This is a genomic window from Nonomuraea sp. NBC_00507, assembly GCF_036013525.1.
Lineage (GTDB): Bacteria > Actinomycetota > Actinomycetes > Streptosporangiales > Streptosporangiaceae > Nonomuraea.
This window is the reverse complement of the sequence record NZ_CP107853.1, coordinates 11,080,929-11,096,726: the sequence shown is the minus strand read 5'-3', so window position 1 is coordinate 11,096,726 and position 15,798 is coordinate 11,080,929. Positions and strand designations below refer to the sequence as shown.

Annotated in this window: 19 protein-coding genes; 8 read left to right on the top strand and 11 right to left on the bottom strand. The window is 70.5% G+C overall.

Annotated elements, in window-relative coordinates; all coding sequences use genetic code 11:
* Positions 1-3 precede the first annotated feature (3 nt).
* The gene (locus tag OHA25_RS52925) at positions 4-420 is read right to left on the bottom strand and encodes an acyl-CoA thioesterase (RefSeq protein WP_327584426.1); all 417 of its coding nucleotides are present in this window, start codon (positions 418-420) and stop codon (positions 4-6) included.
* Positions 417-710: a hypothetical protein gene (locus tag OHA25_RS52920; protein WP_327584425.1), complete on the bottom strand. Its 294-nt coding sequence runs from the start codon at positions 708-710 to the stop codon at positions 417-419. Before OHA25_RS52920 ends, OHA25_RS52925 begins: the two co-directional genes overlap by 4 nt.
* Before the next feature lie 58 nt (positions 711-768).
* On the opposite strand from OHA25_RS52920, the gene OHA25_RS52915 reads away from it, so the two are divergent.
* Positions 769-1,260 carry a GNAT family N-acetyltransferase gene (locus OHA25_RS52915; RefSeq protein WP_327584424.1) on the top strand — a complete coding sequence of 164 codons (492 nt, stop codon included), beginning with the start codon at positions 769-771 and terminating at the stop codon, positions 1,258-1,260.
* A 7-nt stretch (positions 1,261-1,267) separates the two neighbouring features.
* Here OHA25_RS52915 and OHA25_RS52910 read toward each other — a convergent pair whose 3' ends face one another.
* Together OHA25_RS52910 and ccmA are read right to left on the bottom strand one after the other, a co-directional pair.
* The gene (locus tag OHA25_RS52910) at positions 1,268-2,770 is read right to left on the bottom strand and encodes a DUF6297 family protein (RefSeq protein WP_327584423.1); all 1,503 of its coding nucleotides are present in this window, start codon (positions 2,768-2,770) and stop codon (positions 1,268-1,270) included.
* A gap of 22 nt (positions 2,771-2,792) precedes the next feature.
* Complete coding sequence (ccmA, locus tag OHA25_RS52905) at positions 2,793-3,416, bottom strand: heme ABC exporter ATP-binding protein CcmA (RefSeq protein WP_327584422.1); 624 nt, start codon at positions 3,414-3,416, stop codon at positions 2,793-2,795.
* 106 nt (positions 3,417-3,522) lie between these two features.
* On the opposite strand from ccmA, the gene OHA25_RS52900 reads away from it, so the two are divergent.
* Positions 3,523-3,831, top strand: coding sequence for a hypothetical protein (locus OHA25_RS52900; RefSeq protein WP_327584421.1), 309 nt, complete (start codon positions 3,523-3,525; stop codon positions 3,829-3,831).
* Between the two features lie 35 nt (positions 3,832-3,866).
* The gene (locus OHA25_RS52895; protein ID WP_327584420.1) at positions 3,867-4,493 is read left to right on the top strand and encodes an MOSC domain-containing protein; all 627 of its coding nucleotides are present in this window, start codon (positions 3,867-3,869) and stop codon (positions 4,491-4,493) included.
* Between the two features lie 25 nt (positions 4,494-4,518).
* Here OHA25_RS52895 and OHA25_RS52890 read toward each other — a convergent pair whose 3' ends face one another.
* Both OHA25_RS52890 and OHA25_RS52885 read right to left on the bottom strand, forming a co-directional pair.
* Complete coding sequence (locus OHA25_RS52890; protein WP_327584419.1) at positions 4,519-5,763, bottom strand: glycoside hydrolase family 18 protein; 1,245 nt, start codon at positions 5,761-5,763, stop codon at positions 4,519-4,521.
* 67 nt (positions 5,764-5,830) lie between these two features.
* The gene (locus OHA25_RS52885; protein ID WP_327584418.1) at positions 5,831-7,039 is read right to left on the bottom strand and encodes a styrene monooxygenase/indole monooxygenase family protein; all 1,209 of its coding nucleotides are present in this window, start codon (positions 7,037-7,039) and stop codon (positions 5,831-5,833) included.
* An 88-nt stretch (positions 7,040-7,127) separates the two neighbouring features.
* On the opposite strand from OHA25_RS52885, the gene hemW reads away from it, so the two are divergent.
* On the top strand, positions 7,128-8,348 hold the full coding sequence (hemW, locus tag OHA25_RS52880) for a radical SAM family heme chaperone HemW (protein WP_327584417.1): 1,221 nt from the start codon (positions 7,128-7,130) through the stop codon (positions 8,346-8,348).
* On the opposite strand, the gene OHA25_RS52875 is transcribed toward hemW, so the two are convergent.
* From OHA25_RS52875 to OHA25_RS52865, 3 genes are read right to left on the bottom strand one after another with little or no spacing between them, the layout of a single operon-like run.
* Positions 8,345-9,091 carry a DUF4870 domain-containing protein gene (locus tag OHA25_RS52875; protein ID WP_327584416.1) on the bottom strand — a complete coding sequence of 249 codons (747 nt, stop codon included), beginning with the start codon at positions 9,089-9,091 and terminating at the stop codon, positions 8,345-8,347. The two genes, hemW and OHA25_RS52875, sit on opposite strands and share 4 nt — an antisense overlap.
* The gene (locus OHA25_RS52870) at positions 9,088-9,894 is read right to left on the bottom strand and encodes a DUF3097 domain-containing protein (protein ID WP_327584415.1); all 807 of its coding nucleotides are present in this window, start codon (positions 9,892-9,894) and stop codon (positions 9,088-9,090) included. Before OHA25_RS52870 ends, OHA25_RS52875 begins: the two co-directional genes overlap by 4 nt.
* 17 nt (positions 9,895-9,911) lie before the next feature.
* On the bottom strand, positions 9,912-10,436 hold the full coding sequence (locus OHA25_RS52865; RefSeq protein ID WP_327584414.1) for a hypothetical protein: 525 nt from the start codon (positions 10,434-10,436) through the stop codon (positions 9,912-9,914).
* Between the two features lie 497 nt (positions 10,437-10,933).
* Here OHA25_RS52865 and hrcA point away from each other — a divergent pair, with 497 nt between their 5' ends.
* Genes hrcA through OHA25_RS52850 form a run of 3 tightly spaced genes read left to right on the top strand, consistent with a single transcriptional unit; the run spans position 10,934 to position 13,820 of the window.
* A complete protein-coding gene (gene hrcA, locus OHA25_RS52860) occupies positions 10,934-11,947 on the top strand; it encodes a heat-inducible transcriptional repressor HrcA (protein WP_305923347.1) in 1,014 nt (337 codons plus the stop codon).
* Positions 11,948-11,958: 11 nt separating this feature from the next.
* Positions 11,959-13,098 carry a molecular chaperone DnaJ gene (dnaJ, locus tag OHA25_RS52855; protein ID WP_327584413.1) on the top strand — a complete coding sequence of 380 codons (1,140 nt, stop codon included), beginning with the start codon at positions 11,959-11,961 and terminating at the stop codon, positions 13,096-13,098.
* Positions 13,095-13,820, top strand: a complete 726-nt coding sequence (locus tag OHA25_RS52850) for a 16S rRNA (uracil(1498)-N(3))-methyltransferase (RefSeq protein WP_327584412.1) — start codon at positions 13,095-13,097, stop codon at positions 13,818-13,820. Before dnaJ ends, OHA25_RS52850 begins: the two co-directional genes overlap by 4 nt.
* Before the next feature lie 198 nt (positions 13,821-14,018).
* Here OHA25_RS52850 and OHA25_RS52845 read toward each other — a convergent pair whose 3' ends face one another.
* Together OHA25_RS52845 and OHA25_RS52840 are read right to left on the bottom strand one after the other, a co-directional pair.
* A complete protein-coding gene (locus OHA25_RS52845) occupies positions 14,019-14,642 on the bottom strand; it encodes a hypothetical protein (protein WP_327584411.1) in 624 nt (207 codons plus the stop codon).
* Positions 14,639-15,151, bottom strand: a complete 513-nt coding sequence (locus tag OHA25_RS52840) for a SigE family RNA polymerase sigma factor (protein ID WP_080047132.1) — start codon at positions 15,149-15,151, stop codon at positions 14,639-14,641. Before OHA25_RS52840 ends, OHA25_RS52845 begins: the two co-directional genes overlap by 4 nt.
* Positions 15,152-15,430: 279 nt before the next feature.
* On the opposite strand from OHA25_RS52840, the gene OHA25_RS52835 reads away from it, so the two are divergent.
* On the top strand, positions 15,431-15,775 hold the full coding sequence (locus OHA25_RS52835) for a histidine triad nucleotide-binding protein (RefSeq protein WP_327584410.1): 345 nt from the start codon (positions 15,431-15,433) through the stop codon (positions 15,773-15,775).
* Positions 15,776-15,798 lie beyond the last annotated feature (23 nt).

Sequence of the window (15,798 nt, the reverse complement as noted above, 5' to 3'; positions counted from 1 at the left end):
CGTTCAGAGCCCCAGGATCTCCGGTGTGCGCGCGAGCGCACGCCAGCGTGACCTGGGGTCCCCGAGCAGCCGCCGGGCTTGAAGGTCCATCAGCCCGCCGACGCCGGTCATCTCGGCGGCCAGGACGCCGTCCGCACGTCTGAACTCCTGACTGACCAGGAACGTCCTCCCTTCACCCCACTCGAACGCGCACGTCACGTCCACCTCGTCGCCGCCGCGTAGCTCCCGGTGGTAGCGGATGGTGTTCTCCAGAGTGACGGGGCCGATGCCGCTGGTCAGCAGGTCGTCGATCGAGATGCCGGCGGCGCGCAGGCACTCCCAGCGGGCATGGTCGCCGTACTGGTGGTAGACGGCGCTGTTGACGTGGCCCTGCGTGTCGAGCTCGTAGCCGCGTACGGCGATGCGCACCGAGAAGATCATGAGCGCTCCTCCAGCCAGGCATGGGACTTGGCGGTGAGGTAGCGCAGCCCGTCGTCACCGAGCTCCACCCACTCACCGCGCGCCCAGCCCCCCGTGGTCTGCGGGGCGAACCCGTGCCGCTGGAACAGTTCCGACGCCTCCTTCTGAGTGAGGCCACGGCGCCCCCACTCCCGGATGACCCGGGCCGTCCGCTCGTCCTCGCCCGCGTCCTGATCGCCGAGCGCTCCCGCCAGCTCCTCCAGCCCGCGCGCGATGAGCCTCAGTGCGGACTGGATCTTCGGTACGTCCATCCCATCGCCTATCAATCGGCAGCGATTGCCTATCGATGATAACGGCTACCCTGAATGCATGGAAGTGGTGCAAACGGCGCGAATGCTGCTATCTCGCGTCACAGCCGACGATCTGCCAGCCGTGCACGAGCTTCACTCCGACCCGCGTACGAGCGTGTACAACCCCTCAGGTCCGTCCCCCGATCTGGAGTCCAGCCGAGCCATGCTGGATCTGTGGCTCGCCGACTGGGACGAACGCGGGCTCGGCTATTGGGCGGCACGGCTGCTGGGGGAGCCGGAGGTGATCGGTTTCGGCGGATTGCGCCACGCCATCGTCGACGGGGATCACGTGCTGAACCTCTACTACCGGTTCCGGCCGTCGGCGTGGGGGCACGGGTACGCGCTGGAGCTCGTCGAGGCGGCGCTAAGAGTCGGCAAGCGGCTCGGGACCGTGGTGGCCGTGATCCGCGACACCAACGCGCCGTCACGGAGGGTGGCGGAGCGCGCGGGCATGCACAGGGACCGCACGATTCCGTACGGGGGAGTGCCGAGCGACGTGTACGTCGCCTGAGCGTGCTTCAGCGCGCGGTCCGCCACACGTAACCCGCCAGCACCGCCACACCGGCCACCGCTTGGGCCGCCAGCAGCGCGCCAGGGACGGGTGCCGGGGACGCCAGCGCGATCAAGGCCGGCAGGCAGCCGGCCACCGCCACGTCCACGCCCGTGACCGCCCACAACACCGGCCCGAGCGGGATGGCGCCCCCAGCGGTCTCGATGATCGGAAGCGAGTGATCGACCGGGCTCCGCCGCGCCATCCGCAGTCCCCCAGCGGCCAGCGCGGGAGCGACGAGCAGCCCCGCCAACCACGAGACCGCGACCCCTGCCGGGCCCGTCAGAGGAGACCCACCGGTCAGGACCAAGCCGGTCAGGGCAGTGGCGGTCCAGGCGCCGCTCAGCAGTGCGGGCAGCACCGCGCGGGCCGCCAGCGCCGGGCGGTGGCCCACACCGATCAACCTGGCCAGCGCCGGGTTGTCGCTGTCACGCCGCGCGCCCGTCGCGCTCGACGCGGCCACGGCCAGCCCGCCCGCCAGCACGGCCACTCCGAGCGCCGCAGGCGAAAAACCGGCCTGGGCCAGCACCACAGGAAGCGCGGCGGTCGCGAGCATCGCCGCCAGGCGCCCCGGCCTGCGGGCCAGGCGGCGCCAGTCCTGCCAGGCCAGCGCCAGGGGCGCCGGCAGCGATGGCCACCGTCGCGAGAGGAGCGTCCTGGCCCTCCAGTGCTTGTCCTCGGCGATCCACGTGAACGTCCCCGGATCCATGCCGACGGCCGCGCTCGCCACGTGTCCGGCCCGGGTCGAGGCCGCCATGATGTCGCGGGCGGGGATCCTGTCCAGCGCCGCCCACGCCTGCCGTACCAGCAGGCCTGAGGCTACGGCGGCGCAGCCCGCCGCCGCGGCCACCGCCTGGAGCGGTGCGCCGGCCGCGATGGCCAGCACCGTACGGAGCTGCCCGCTGACCGCCACCGCCGCCAGCACCAGGAACGCCACCATCGCGGCCGTCAACCAGACCTGCCACGACTGGGACGCCTGCGCCAGCACCGCCAGCGCCATCCCGCCCACGCCCGCGAACACGCCCACCGCCAGCGCGCCGAGCAGCCGCCACACGAGCTGGTCGGGCGCGCCCAGCACCGCCAGCACGCCCAGCCCGAGCAGAGCGCCCGCGACCACCGCCACCATGAGGAGCGCCCGTCCGGTAGGTCCCAGCAGGTGCCGCCGGTTCAGCGGCGAGAGCAACAACCAGGACGCGTCCGGCCCAGGAAGCATCACCGGCCCCGCCGCCCGCGCCGCGGCCAGGTAGGCGGCCACCGCCAGCGCGATCAGCGCCACTCCCGCCCCCATCCGGGCGGGCTGGCCGGGCCCGGCCAGCCCCGCCAGCACGTCGGCGAGCGGATCGCCGACCACGGCGAGGAACACCGCGACGCAGAACCCGGTGACGTACCAATCGGCCGCGTTGCGGCGGGTTCGGCCGTGTGACCGCACGAAAGCCCGCACCGATCGCACGCTGACGCCGGACTCCGTCATGCCCGCACCTCCGGAACGCGGCTCATGCGGTCACGCCCGACGGCGAGACCTGGCGGGCGCGGGCGGCCAGTCCCGGGTCGTGGGTGGCCATGACGACGGTGCCGCCCTCGTCCGTGTACGCGGCCAGCAGGCCGGCCAGCCGGCCGCGGAAATCGTCGTCCAGGCCGCGTTCCGGCTCGTCGAGCAGGAGCAACGTGCTCGGCCTGAGCAGCGTGGCGGCCAGCGAGAGACGCTGCCGCTGGCCGGTCGACAGGTTCAGCGGCACCGCGTCGGCCCGCTCCACCAGGGAGAACACCTCCAGTGCCGCCTCGACCGTCATCCGCGCCGTGGGATGCACGGCCGCCATCAGCTCCAGGTGCTCGCGCGCGGTCAGCCCCGGATACCAGGCGGGCTCGTCGCCCAGCAGCGCGACCCGGTGCCAGAAGGGGCCGTCGTCGACCGGAGGCTTCCCGAACACCCGCACCTCGCCGGAGGCGGCGGGCTGGAGCCCGGCCAGGCAGCGCAGCAGGGTCGACTTGCCCGATCCGTTGGGGCCGACGACGGCCACGATCTCGCCGGTGGCCACGGTCAGGCTCATGTCCCGCAACACCGGGTTGCCGCCGAGCTCCACCGTGAGTCCGGAAACGCTGATGATCGAGTCGTACACCGTTCGAGCCTAACCAGTCCGTCCGCCGCCCACGCAAGGCGCCGGAATTCTGTCGGTGCCGCCGACTACCGTCTCTTCCCGAACGCCTGTGCGACTGGAGGGTGGCGTGATTGCTTCTGAGCGATTCGAGCGTGCGGCGGTGCTGGGGGTCGCTGTGGCCGAGGAGGCCAGACGGCTGCTGAGCCGGCACCTGGATGCGGCCGGAGTGGACGGAGACGGTGGAACGGTGATGGTCGACGTGCCTTATCCCGACGCCGCCGTCGTCACGGCGCTGCTGGATGTGGCGGCCGAGTGCTTCGGTGAGCGGGGTGACTCGGTCGAGGAGACCCGGCAGGCCGCGCTGGAGACGTTGTTACAGCTGGCCGGGTTCGATGCCGAGTCGCAGCTCAACTGCGGTGAGGTAGGTGGCGGCTGAAGGGAGTCGCAGGGCGGAGTGTTACCGTCCGATTCATGCGCATTCTCTCCGTCAACGTGGGCACAACGGTCGAGGCTGAATGGGCCGGGAAGATGGGGCGTACGGCCATAGACAAGCAAGCTGTCACGCACCGTGTCGAGGTCCTCGCCAACGGGCTGTCCGGCGACGAGCGGGCCGACAAGGAGCACCACGGGTCCCCCGACCACGCCGTCTACTCCTACGCCAGAGAGGACTACGACTGGTGGGAGGCCGAGCTGGGGCGGGAGGTGCGTGACGGGCGGTTCGGCGAAAACCTCACCACCTACGGCCTCGACGTCAACGAGGCCGTGATCGGCGAGCGGTGGCGGGTGGGCAGCGCCGTGCTCGAGGTGACCGGGCCTCGGGTGCCGTGCGTGGTGTTCCGCAACTGGATGGACGAGCCCGGCTGGGTCAAGCGCTTCACCGACGCGGCGCGGCCTGGGGCCTACCTGAGGGTGATCGAGCTCGGCGAGCTGGGGGCCGGCGACGAGGTGGAGGTCGTCTCCCGTCCGGAGATCGGGGTGACGGTGGCCGACTGGTTCCGTGCCCACCACGGGGACAAGGACGCTCTACGCCGCATTCTTGCCGTTCCCGGACATGACAGTCGATGGGACGAGATGGCGGAAAAGGTGCTGGCCGGGTAGAGGCCCCCTACCCGGCCAGGGATTCTCAGCGCAGGACCGAATACAGCGCCGAGGTGAGGGAGGCGCGCGCGTCGTCCTGGTCGATCGACCACATCATCGACCCGCCCAGGCCCTTGAGCCGGATGTAGGCCGCCTTCTGCAGCATCATCGCCGGATCGTCGTACGACCAGAACTCGTTGCCGTCGTAGAGCCACATCGCCCCGGTGCGCAGGTCCCGGTAGCGCTTGCCCGGCTTGTTCACCAGGTCCTTGTAGTCCTCGCTGCCAGGGGCCCACTTGCCGGGAGCGGGTCCGGTGGCGGGCTTGTAGAGGCCGTCACCGCCAGTGACGCCGGTCCAGCCCTGGCCGTAGGCGGGCACCCCGACCACGATCTTGCGTGCGGGCGCCCCACGGGAAAGGTAGTCGCGGACGGTCTGGTCGACGCTGTACTTCACGGGGTTCGGATCCCGCCGGTCGGTGAACAGGTTGCCGTTGTGCCCGGTCTGCGGCTCCCAGGTGCCGTGCAGGTCGTAGCCCTGGATGGTGGCGAAGTCGAGCTGGCTGAAGACGCGCCGTACCTCGAAGCCGGCGTCGATCTTGGCGGCGGCGGCCGGCAGGAAGGCCGTCAGCTGCGCGGCCCTCGAGTAGGCCTTGAGCTGGGAGCGTAGCTCCTCCACGAAGAGCGTGAAGTTCTGCTTGTCCTCGGGGCGGATGACGTTCCCCTCGGCCCCGGACGAGCCGGGCCACTCCCAGTCCAGGTCGATCCCGTCGAACACGCCGGCTCCCGCGCCCGGCTCCAGCCCCGGCAGGTCGCCGCGCAGCCACAGGTCGATGCAGGAGCGCGCCAGCGTGGCACGCGACTCTGCGGTGAGCACGGCGTCGGAGAAGTGCTTCGAGCCGGTCCAGCCGCCCAGCGAGATCAGCACCTTGAGCCCCGGGTGCTTGGCCTTGAGCTTGCGGAGCTGGTTCAGGTTGCCGTTCAGGGCCTGTCCGGGCGCGTCGGCCACGCCGTCCACGCTCTGCTCGGCCGGCACCGGCCGCTGCCAGTCGGCCCATGGGTCGGCCGAGTAGCAGGAGCCCTCGGCGTTGACGAACCCGAACGCATAGTTGAGGTGGGTGAGCTTGGCCGCCGCGCCCGTGGCGTCCACGTCCTTGACGTGGTAGTTGCGGCCGTAGATGCCCCATTGGATGAAGTACGCGACTCGCTTGAAACCGGCCTGGGCCTCGGCGGGCACGGAAACCGCCGAGAGCCCCAGCAAGAGCGAGAGCGTGATCAGGACCTTGTTCTTCACCGAGCGTCTCCCGGAGGCTTCAACTTATAGGAAACTTTCCTAATAAGTTGAGGCGATCGTAGAGCGCTCACACCAGCGCGTCAACGAGTCTGTTCACCTCGTCCGGGCTGGACAGCACCGGCCAGTGGCGCGCGGGGTCGGACAGCAGCTCCAGCACCAGGTCGGCGGCCTCCGTCCGGGTTGCCGCGGCGGCGAGCAGGTCGAGGATGTGGTCGGCCGGCGGTTGCAGGAACGTGTTCGTCCACGCGGTGACCGGGCCGGCCACCTCCTCCCACATCCGGCCGGCGACCGCGCGGGCAAAGGACACGTCGTACGGCCCGCCCGCGGCGATCGACTCGGCCGCGATCCACGCGCAGGCCGACCCCACGTTGGCGCCCTGCCCGGTCAGCGGGTCGTTGACGATCCAGGCGTCCCCCACGGCCAGCGCCACGCGCCCACTCGGCAGCTTGGCCACCGCCTCCCGCACGGTCGGCGTGATCGCGCCGCACCACGCCTCCTGGGGCCCGGCCGGCTCGAACGCGGCCGTGTCGATCCGCTCGCGCAGGCTCGGGGCGTGCTCGGCGATCGCCGCGAGCAGCGCGGGCCCCACGCCGGCCGGGTCCATCCGGGTGAGCGGCTCCAGAGGACCGCCCGGAATCGCCTCGACCAGGATCGAGGACGCCAGTCCCGCCCGCGTCAGCATCGGCATGCAGAAGATCTCACCGCAGGCCGGCGAGATGGTGGAGGACAAAGTCGTGCCGGCCCGCACCCCGTGGAACACGCCGGCGAACAACCTGCGCTGCGGCTCGTCGTACGGCGAACGCCCAGGATCACGCGGGAACAGCTCGGCCACCGAGCGCGGCCCCGCCGCCACCACCATGAGCTCGTGCTCCCGCGACCACCGATCCACCTGCGCCGCGTCCGGCTCCGTCCCCGTCACGACGATCTTCCCGCCCCTGCCGGCCAAGTCCTCCATGAGCGTGGGCAGCAGCAGCCGGGAATCCGCCACGCTGTACGGGTCCGCGATCCGCCCCGTGAACTCCAGCGGCGGCACGCCCTTGATCGAGATGCTCGCCGCGTCCACCAGGCATCCGGGGTCGGCGTAGTGCTCGCAACCCAGCTCCCGTTCCCGTGCCCGCATGCCGCCCGTCCTGGCGACCGCGCCGGGACGCCGCCCCGAACGCATGGCGTCCGCGTCGCCCACGCTGTACAGCGTCGTCTCCACCCCGAGCTGCCGCAGCCGCAGCGCGACGGTCAGCCCCGCGATCCCCGCGCCCACGATGCCGATGCCTGTCATGTCTCCCCCTCGGCTGGTGGACACCAGTGGACGCGAAGGCGCTTGAGACCGGCTTGGAGCACCCTTAACGGCCCGGCAGACTGGAGTAGTGCCATCCACCCTGCCTGACGGCGATCCCGTGCCCACCTCGGGCGAACTGCCCGACAGCGCCCTGAGCGGCCTCGGAGAGCGTCCGTTCGGCTTCTACGTCCACGTGCCGTTCTGCGTGACCCGCTGCGGCTACTGCGACTTCAACACCTACACCGCCGCCGAGCTGGGGCCGGGCGCCTCACACCGCGACTACGCGGACACGGCCGTCGAAGAGGTGCGCCTCGCCCGCCGCGTCCTGGGCGACGCCGAGCTGCCGGTGGAGACGGTGTTCTTCGGCGGCGGCACGCCCACCCTGCTGCCTCCCGAAGACCTGGCCAGGATCCTGGCCGCGATCGACTCCGAGTTCGGGCTGCGGCCGGACGCCGAGGTCACCACGGAGGCCAATCCCGAGTCCGTGGACCCCTCCTCCTTGGAGAAGCTCCGCCACGGGGGGTTCAACCGGATCAGCTTCGGCATGCAGAGCGCACGCGAGCACGTGCTCCAGGTCCTCGACCGCAGGCACACGCCGGGCCGGCCCGCCGCGGCCGTGCGGGAGGCGAGGGAGGCCGGGTTCGAGCACGTCAACCTGGATCTGATCTACAGCACGCCCGGCGAGTCCGACGACGACTGGCGGGCCTCCCTGGCCGCGGCGATCGAGGCCGGGCCCGACCACGTGTCGGCCTACTCGCTGATCGTCGAGGAGGGCACCAGGCTCGCCGCCAGGATCAGGCGCGGCGAGCTGCCGATGCCCGACGACGACGTGGCCGCCGACCGCTACCTGATCGCCGACCAGATGCTGGCCGAGGCCGGCTTCCGCTGGTACGAGGTGTCCAACTGGGCCACGTCCGACGAGGCGCGGTGCCGGCACAACCTGCTCTACTGGACCGGCGGCGACTGGTGGGCGGCCGGTCCGGGCGCGCACAGCCACGTCGGCGGCACCCGCTGGTGGAACGTCAAGCACCCGGCCGCCTACGCCCAGCGGCTGACCGCGCACACCTCGCCCGCGCACGCCCGCGAAGTGCTCGACGACGAGGCCCGCGCCGCCGAGCGGCTCATGCTGGAGCTGCGGCTGGCCTCCGGCTACCCGCTCGCCGAGGTCGCGCCGGGCGCGCGTACGGCCGTGGCCGGCGCGCTGGCGCGCGGGCTGCTCGAGCCCGAGTCGTTCAAGACGGGCCTGATGGTGCTCACGCTGCGAGGGCGCCTGCTGGCCGACGCCCTCATCAGGGACCTGCTCGTTTAGGTGATCAGGCGGATGGCGAACGGATAGCGGTAGTTCTGGCCCTTGTTCGTCGCCAGGGCGGCCTGGATGTGGAAGATCAGGGACAGGATCCAGACCACCGGCAGCATGAGGGCGCCGATGAAGACGATCACCAGGATGCCCGAGATGACATAGCCGATGAACATCGTGATCTGGAAGTTGAGCGCCTCGGCCGCCTGGTCCCTGACGTAGGGGGACTCGTCCTTCTTCATCAGGTAGATGACCAGCGGGCCGAGCCAGGAGGCGAGCAGGCCGAGCAGGTGCGCCAGCATGGCCATCGTGGTGTCGTCGCTGCCGGGTCGGGGGCCGAACCTGCCGGGGACGTACGGCTCGCCGGGGCCCTGAGCGTAGCCGTAGCCGGGCGGCTGCTGAGACGCCTGCCCGTAACCCGGCTGGGGCCCGTAACCGCCGGATTGCGGCTGACCGTAGCCGGGCGGCGGCTGCTGCCCATAGGACGGCGGCTGCTGCCCATAGGAGGGCTGCTGGCCGTAGCCGGGCTGCTGACCATAGCCATAGCCTGGCTGGGACCCCGGCTGCTGGCCGTAGCCGGGCTGGGAGCCGGGTTGTTGGCCGTAGCCGGGCTGGGAGCCGTAGCCGGGCTGCCCGCCGTACCCATAGCCCGGTTGTTGCGGGCCTGAGCCCTGGTCCTGTGGGATGTCCGAAGGGGACACCCGGCGCGTGGCGTCGTCGTCGGGCGGCGGGGGTTGCGACGGATCCTGGCTCATGGTGCCTCCGTAACGAAGTCGATGAGTTCCTCGACCCGGCCGAGCAACTCCGGCTCCAGGTCGGTAAAGGTCGAGACGGCGCCGAGAATGCGCCGCCACGCGTCCGCGGGCTCCATACGCCAGCCCAGGGCCGCGATCACGCCTTCCTTCCACGGCACGCCGCGCGGCACGTCGGGCCAGGCCGGAATGCGCAGAACGGACGGCTTGACCGCCTGCCAGATGTCGACGAACGGATGCCCCACCACGAGCACGTCCGGCGAGGTGATCTCGGCGGCGATCCTGCTCTCCTTGGAGCCGGGCACGAGATGGTCGACCAGCACCCCCAGCCGGCGTCCCGGCCCGGGGTCGAACTCGGCCACGATGGCCGGCAGATCGTCCACACCCTCCAGGTATTCGACCACGACCCCCTCGACGCGCAGGTCATGGCCCCAGATCTTCTCGACGAGGGCGGCGTCGTGCACGCCTTCCACGTAGATCCGGCTCTCCCTGGCCACCCGTGCCCGCAGCCCCTCCACGGCGATGGAGCCCGACGCGCTGCGCCTGGGCCCGGCGGGAGCGGCCGTGGGCCGTACGAGGGTCACGGGCTTGCCGTCCAGCAGGAACGCGGCCGGCGCCAGCGGGAACAACCGCCGCCTGCCGAACCGGTCCTCCAGCGTGACGGCCTCCTTGTCGCAGGCCACGACCGCGCCGCAGAAGCCGCTGTCGGCGTCCTCCACGACAAGGTCCGGCTCGGCGGCCACCTTAGGGATCTTGCCCTTGCCCGGCCGCCGCCAATTGCCTGCCAGCACATCGCCCTCGTACACACGGGGACCGTAGCAAATCACCCGCCGACCGCAAGGCGCTTGCGCGCAGAGCTACGGCGCATCAGGACGACGATGGTGGCGATGATCGCGATGAGGATTCCCGCGCCGGGGACCAGGAACAGCGCGGCGGCCCCGCCGGCGACTCCGCCCGCCGCGGAGGCGACCGGCTTGCCGACGCCGTACTTGACGTCCGCAGTCTCCTGGTTGGTGCAGGTCAACTGGTAGTCGCCCTTGCTCGGCGCATTGATCACGAGGATCTGCTCCCAGGTCACGCTGCCGACGGTGAGCGACTGGCTGCCGCTGGTCTCGGCGAGCTTGGCCTGGCCGGAACCGCCGGAGATCTGGCACTCGTAGTTGATCCGCGTGGTGGTGGCGACGTAGACGGCCGGCTTGTCCGCCGGGTCGACGGTCACGGTGATGCTCTCACCCGACGAGAACGTCTTGGTGGGGGCCAGGTCGGTCACGCTGCCGAGCACCCCGCCGACGAAGATGACGACGCCGACGATCCCGCAGATGACGGCGAGGCCCCAGGCCGCCGTCACCCACCACAGGCTGGGCTTTACGGCTTTGGAATCGATTTGTGGGGGGAATTGGGGCTGTTGGCCGTATTGTCCGTACTGAGGTTGTCCGTACTGAGGCGGCGGGCCGTACTGGGCGGACGGGCTCCCGTACTGCTGCTGCGGTGGCGGAGGCGCGCCGTACTGCGGCTGCTGGCCGTAGCCGGGCTGGGGTCCGTACCCGGGCTGGGAGCCGGGCTGCTGGCCGTAGCCAGGCTGGGAGCCCGGTTGGGGTCCGTAGCCGGGCTGTGGCGATGGTGGCTGGCCGTAGTAGGGATCCTGCCCTGGAGGCGGCCCGTACGACGGAGGTTGAGAATTGTCCGACATGTCGGCAAGTCTGGGCCCTGTCGCTTGTAAGACGCTAGCAACAGGATGGGAGTCGGCGTTATCGCACCTTGTGGGCGAGAGCCGTACACTTGGCACTCGGGAACACAGAGTGCTAGACACTTCGTTCCTGAAAGCAGAGGGCAGGAGGTGAGCACGTGCTCGACGATCGGAAATTGGCGGTGCTCCGCGCCATTGTCGAAGACTACGTGTCCACCAACGAACCGGTGGGCTCCAAGGCACTGGCCGAGCGCCACAACCTGAGGGTCTCCCCGGCCACGGTCAGGAACGACATGGCCGCGCTGGAGGAAGAGGGCTACATCACACAGCCGCACACCAGCGCGGGACGCGTGCCGACGGACAAGGGATACCGCCTGTTCGTCGACCGGCTCTCGCAGATCAAGCCGCTGTCGGGAGCCGAGCGCAGGGCGATCGAGACCTTCCTCGCCGGCGCGGTGGACCTCGACGACGTGGTCACCCGCACGGTGCGGCTGCTCGCGCAGCTGACCAGGCAGGTCGCGGTCGTGCAATACCCGACGCTGACGCGCTCGACGGTCCGGCACGTGGAGCTGGTGCCGCTCAACGACCGGCGGGTCATGCTCGTGCTGATCACCAACACCGGCCGCGTCGAGCAGCGCGTGATCGAGCTGCCCGAGGTGGTGGAGGACACCCGCATCGCGCACCTGCGCGCGGTGCTCAACGCCTGCCTCGACGGCTGCGGTCTGAGTAACGTGCCCGAGCTGGTCGCCGACCTGCCGGAGCGCCTGCCCGTCGAGGACCGGCCCGCGGTGGCGACGATCCTGTCGGTGCTGCTGGAGACCCTGGTGGAGCGGCACGACGAGAAGATCGTGTTCGCCGGCGCGGCCAACCTCGCCGGCGCCGACTTCTCCACGGGCCTGCGTGACGTGCTGGAGGCGCTGGAGGAGCAGGTCGTGCTCATGCGGCTGCTCGGCGAGACGTCCTCGGACACCCCCTCTGCGCTCACCGTCCGCATCGGTTCGGAAAACCCTTACCTACGCGGCACATCCGTCGTCGCGACCGGATACGGTTCTGGCGACAACCAACTGGCCAGGCTCGGTGTGCTGGGCCCCACCAGGATGGACTATCCCGTGACGATGGGCGCCGTGCGTGCGGTGGCTCGCTACGTCAGCCAGATCTTGGCTGCATCATAAGAGGTCGATAAGTGGCAAACAGCGACTACTACGCCACCCTCGGGGTGCGCCGTGACGCCAGTCAGGACGAGATCAAGAAGGCTTACCGCCGCCTCGCCCGCGAGCTGCACCCCGACGTGAACCCCGATCCTGAGACCCAGGAGCGGTTCAAAGAGATCACGCAGGCCTATGAGGTGCTGTCAGACCCGAACAAGCGCCAGATGTACGACCTGGGCGGCGACCCCTTCGCCGGCGCGGGAGCAGGCGCGGGCGCCGGGGGCTTCGGAGCGGGCTTCCCGTTCAGCGACATCATGGACGCCTTCTTCGGCTCGGCGGCCGGCACCCGAGGGCCCCGCTCGCGGGCACGCCGGGGCCGCCACGCCACCATCCGCGTCGAGCTCGACCTGCGCGAGACGGCCTTCGGCACCACCCGCGAGCTGGTCGTCGACACGGCCGTGCTCTGCGAGGTCTGCCACGGGGCCGGCGCCGCGCCGGGCACGCACCCCGACACCTGCGACATGTGCAACGGGCGCGGCGAGATCTCCCAGGTCACCCGCTCGTTCCTGGGCCAGGTCATGACGTCGCGGCCATGCCCCCAGTGCGGCGGCTTCGGCACCATCATCCGCCACCCCTGCCAGGAGTGCTCAGGTGACGGCCGGGTGCGCACCCGCCGTACGATCAAGGTCCGCATCCCCGCGGGCGTCGAGGACGGCACCCACATCCAGCTCGCCGGCGAGGGCGAGGTCGGCCCCGGCGGAGGCCCGCCCGGAGACCTGTTCCTGGAGATCGTCGAGCGGGCCCACGAGATCTTCGAACGCCGCGGTGACGACCTCCACTGCACCGTCCAGATCCCCATGACGGCCGCCGCGCTCGGCACCGTGCTCGTTGTCGAGACGCTCGACGGCGCCGAGGAGGTCGACGTTCGCCCCGGCACCCAGTCCGGCCAGGTCATCACCATGTACGGACGCGGCGTGCAGCGGCTCAACGAGTCCGGCAGAGGCGACCTGCTGATCCACGTCAACGTCGAGACCCCGACGCGGCTCGACACCGCGCAGGAGGACCTGCTGAAGGAGCTGGCCAAGCAGCGGGGCGAGGAGCGGCCGCCGGGCAAGTTCGCGCCCGGGCAGCAGGGCTTCTTCTCGCGCCTGCGCGACGCGTTCAACGGCCGGTGACCGTACCCGTCTTCCTCTCAGAGGAGCTCGACGGACCCGAGCTGACGCTCGGTGGGCCCGAGGGCCGGCACGCGGCGTCCGTGCGCCGCCTGCGGGCCGGCGAGCGCGTCGATCTCACCGACGGAGCCGGTGCGGTCGCCGAATGCGTCGTCCGCGAGGTCCTCAAGGACGCGCTCAGGCTGGACGTGCTGGCCCGCTACCGGGTCGAGGCGCCCCAGCCGCGGCTCGTCGTCGTCCAGGGACTGCCCAAGGGCGACCGGGGCGAGCTGGCGGTCGAGATGATGACCGAGGCGGGCGTGGACGCGATCGTCCCCTGGTCGGCCGCGCGCAGCATCACCCAATGGAAGGGCGACAGGGTCGCCAAAGGGCTCGCCCGGTGGCGCTCCACCGCGCGTGAGGCGGGCAAGCAGGCACGCAGGTTCCATTTGCCCGAGGTGACCGAGCTCGCCTCCACCGCGCGGGTCGAGGCGCTGCTGGCCGGCGCGGCGCTGGGGCTGGTGCTGCACGAGGAGGCGGCCGAGCCGCTGTCCGGCGTCCAGTTGCCCGCCGGAGGCGACATCGTGGTGGTCGTGGGGCCGGAAGGGGGCGTCTCGGAGGAGGAACTGGCCAGGTTCCAGGCGGCCAAGGCCGTGCCTGTGCTCCTCGGGCCCACGGTTCTGCGGACCTCCACGGCGGGGGTGGCGGCGGCGGCCGTGCTGCTCGCGCGTACCGGACGCTGGTGAACGCCCCATAGCGCTCAGAAGACGCGCTATGTCTCAAGATGCTCAATCGTCTCGTAAACATCTCAAGGCGCTCAGCCGACTCGTAACGTCTCGCGCGCTCAGTCGGCTCGTGAGGTCTCAGGGCGCCGGCTCGTGACGTCTCAGGGGCGCTCACATGGCTCGTGACGTCTCAGGGTGCTCAGTCGGCTCGTGAACGTCTCACGGCGTCTGAGAGGCGTCCACGAGCGGGCTGGCCAGTTCGGTGGGCGCGTCGGTGGCGTCGTCGGGCGGGCACTCCTCCAGCGGGCACGCCGACGGCTGCGTGGTCGGATCCTCGTCCGACGGCGTCGGCGTGGGGGAGGCCGTCGGGCAGTCCTCGGCCGTCTCGGCCTCGGAGGGGCACGGCGTGGACGTGGGCTTGGGGCTCTTCGACGGCCTGCTGGTCGAGTTCGCCGTCTTCGCCGGTCGCGGTGACGGGGTGTCCGGGGGAACCACGGCCGGGTTCCGGTCGGCGGTCGGCTCCGGGGGCGGCGGCTGCTGGGAGCGGGTCGTGGAGGAGTTGGACGGGACCTTGGAGGAGGTCTCGTTCTCCACTGGCTGGACGCTCTGCTGTTCGATGATCTGCGAGCGCAGCCCAGGAACGGCCATCACGATGGCCCCCGCCACGAGGACAGCACTGGCGGCGGCCGCGCCCGCACGCCACCAGAACAGGTTACGTACGCCGCGCCGCTCGATCCGGGCGCGGATGATCTCCAGTCCGTCCGGCGAGGGCACGACCGCGTCCGCCTCCGCGCGGAGCGCACGGCGAAGAAGGTCGCCGTGCTCGTCGGGGGGCTGGGTCATGACATTTTCTCCAGGACGGATCGCAAAGCGGCCATGCCACGTGCGGTGTGGCTCTTGACCGCGCCCTTGCTGATGCCCATGGCGTGGGCTATCTCAGCTTCGGACAGATCACCGTAATACCGCAGGACCAGTGCTTCTCTCTGTCGGGTCGGCAGGGCACGTAACGCCTCGATGACGGCGGAGCGTTCCAGCTCGCCGATCGCGCCGTTCTCGGCGCTCGGGGCGTCCGGCAAGCCCTTGGGAGCGTACTTCTCGACGACCGCGCGGTGGCGCAGCACGGACCGGGACCGGTTGACGACGGATTGACGGAGGTAGGCAAGTGCTTTGTCGGGGTCACGCAGCCTACGCCAGGCGCCATGGATGGCGACGAACGCATCCTGCACGACCTCCTCAGCGGTAGCTATGTCGCGCACGAGCAACACAGCCAGACGCACCAATGACCGAAAATGCGCACTGTACAGCGCGGTAACGGCCATGTCGGCATCCCACCCGACTGGCACCGCCCCCATCGACCTGTCGGCCAGAAGGGTTTCGGTGGTCACATCAGTGGGACGCGCGGCCTTCCCAGAGGGTTTACGCTCTTCCGGTTCTTGAGGTTTCCCCGGTTCCTTAGGGTGCATTACGCCAGTCGTGTCCTCGCCAGGTGGCGCTCGCCCGACCCTGAATCGTCTTTTGTTCTGAAGTGTCGCACACACACCCTAACCGCGCGGATCTTCTCACGCACGACACTGACGATTACCGATTCGCAACGGACTCGCTAACGGGAGGGGTCTCGATAGGGTGCTGCTGTGAACGAGTGTCTCTTCTGCAAAATCGTCGCCAAGGAGATCCCGGCCGAGATCGTCTATGAAAGCGGCAGGACTCTGGCGTTCCGCGACGTCAATCCGCAGGCTCCCACGCACGTGCTGGTGATCCCGAAGGGACACCACGCCAACGCGGCGGTGCTGGCCGACGCGGACGACGGGCTGGCCGACGACGTACTGAAGACCGCCCACGCGGTGGCCGTGCAGGAAGGTGTGGCCGACACCGGATACCGGGTCGTCTTCAACACCGGCCCGGGCGCCGGCCAGACCGTTTTCCACGTGCACGCCCACGTCCTGGGCGGGCGCGACCTCACCTGGCCTCCAGGGTGATATTGAGGAGAGCAATCCGCCGG

Coding starts and splice junctions, on each gene's coding strand:
- OHA25_RS52925 (WP_327584426.1), bottom strand. CDS start 420: ATGATCTTCTCGGTGCGCATCGCCGTACGCGGCTACGAGCTCGACACG.
- OHA25_RS52875 (WP_327584416.1), bottom strand. CDS start 9,091: ATGAGCCAGGATCCGTCGCAACCCCCGCCGCCCGACGACGACGCCACG.
- OHA25_RS52840 (WP_080047132.1), bottom strand. CDS start 15,151: ATGGGGGCGGTGCCAGTCGGGTGGGATGCCGACATGGCCGTTACCGCG.
- OHA25_RS52920 (WP_327584425.1), bottom strand. CDS start 710: ATGGACGTACCGAAGATCCAGTCCGCACTGAGGCTCATCGCGCGCGGG.
- OHA25_RS52915 (WP_327584424.1), top strand. CDS start 769: ATGGAAGTGGTGCAAACGGCGCGAATGCTGCTATCTCGCGTCACAGCC.
- OHA25_RS52895 (WP_327584420.1), top strand. CDS start 3,867: ATGCGCATTCTCTCCGTCAACGTGGGCACAACGGTCGAGGCTGAATGG.
- OHA25_RS52885 (WP_327584418.1), bottom strand. CDS start 7,039: ATGACAGGCATCGGCATCGTGGGCGCGGGGATCGCGGGGCTGACCGTC.
- OHA25_RS52910 (WP_327584423.1), bottom strand. CDS start 2,770: ATGACGGAGTCCGGCGTCAGCGTGCGATCGGTGCGGGCTTTCGTGCGG.
- OHA25_RS52845 (WP_327584411.1), bottom strand. CDS start 14,642: ATGACCCAGCCCCCCGACGAGCACGGCGACCTTCTTCGCCGTGCGCTC.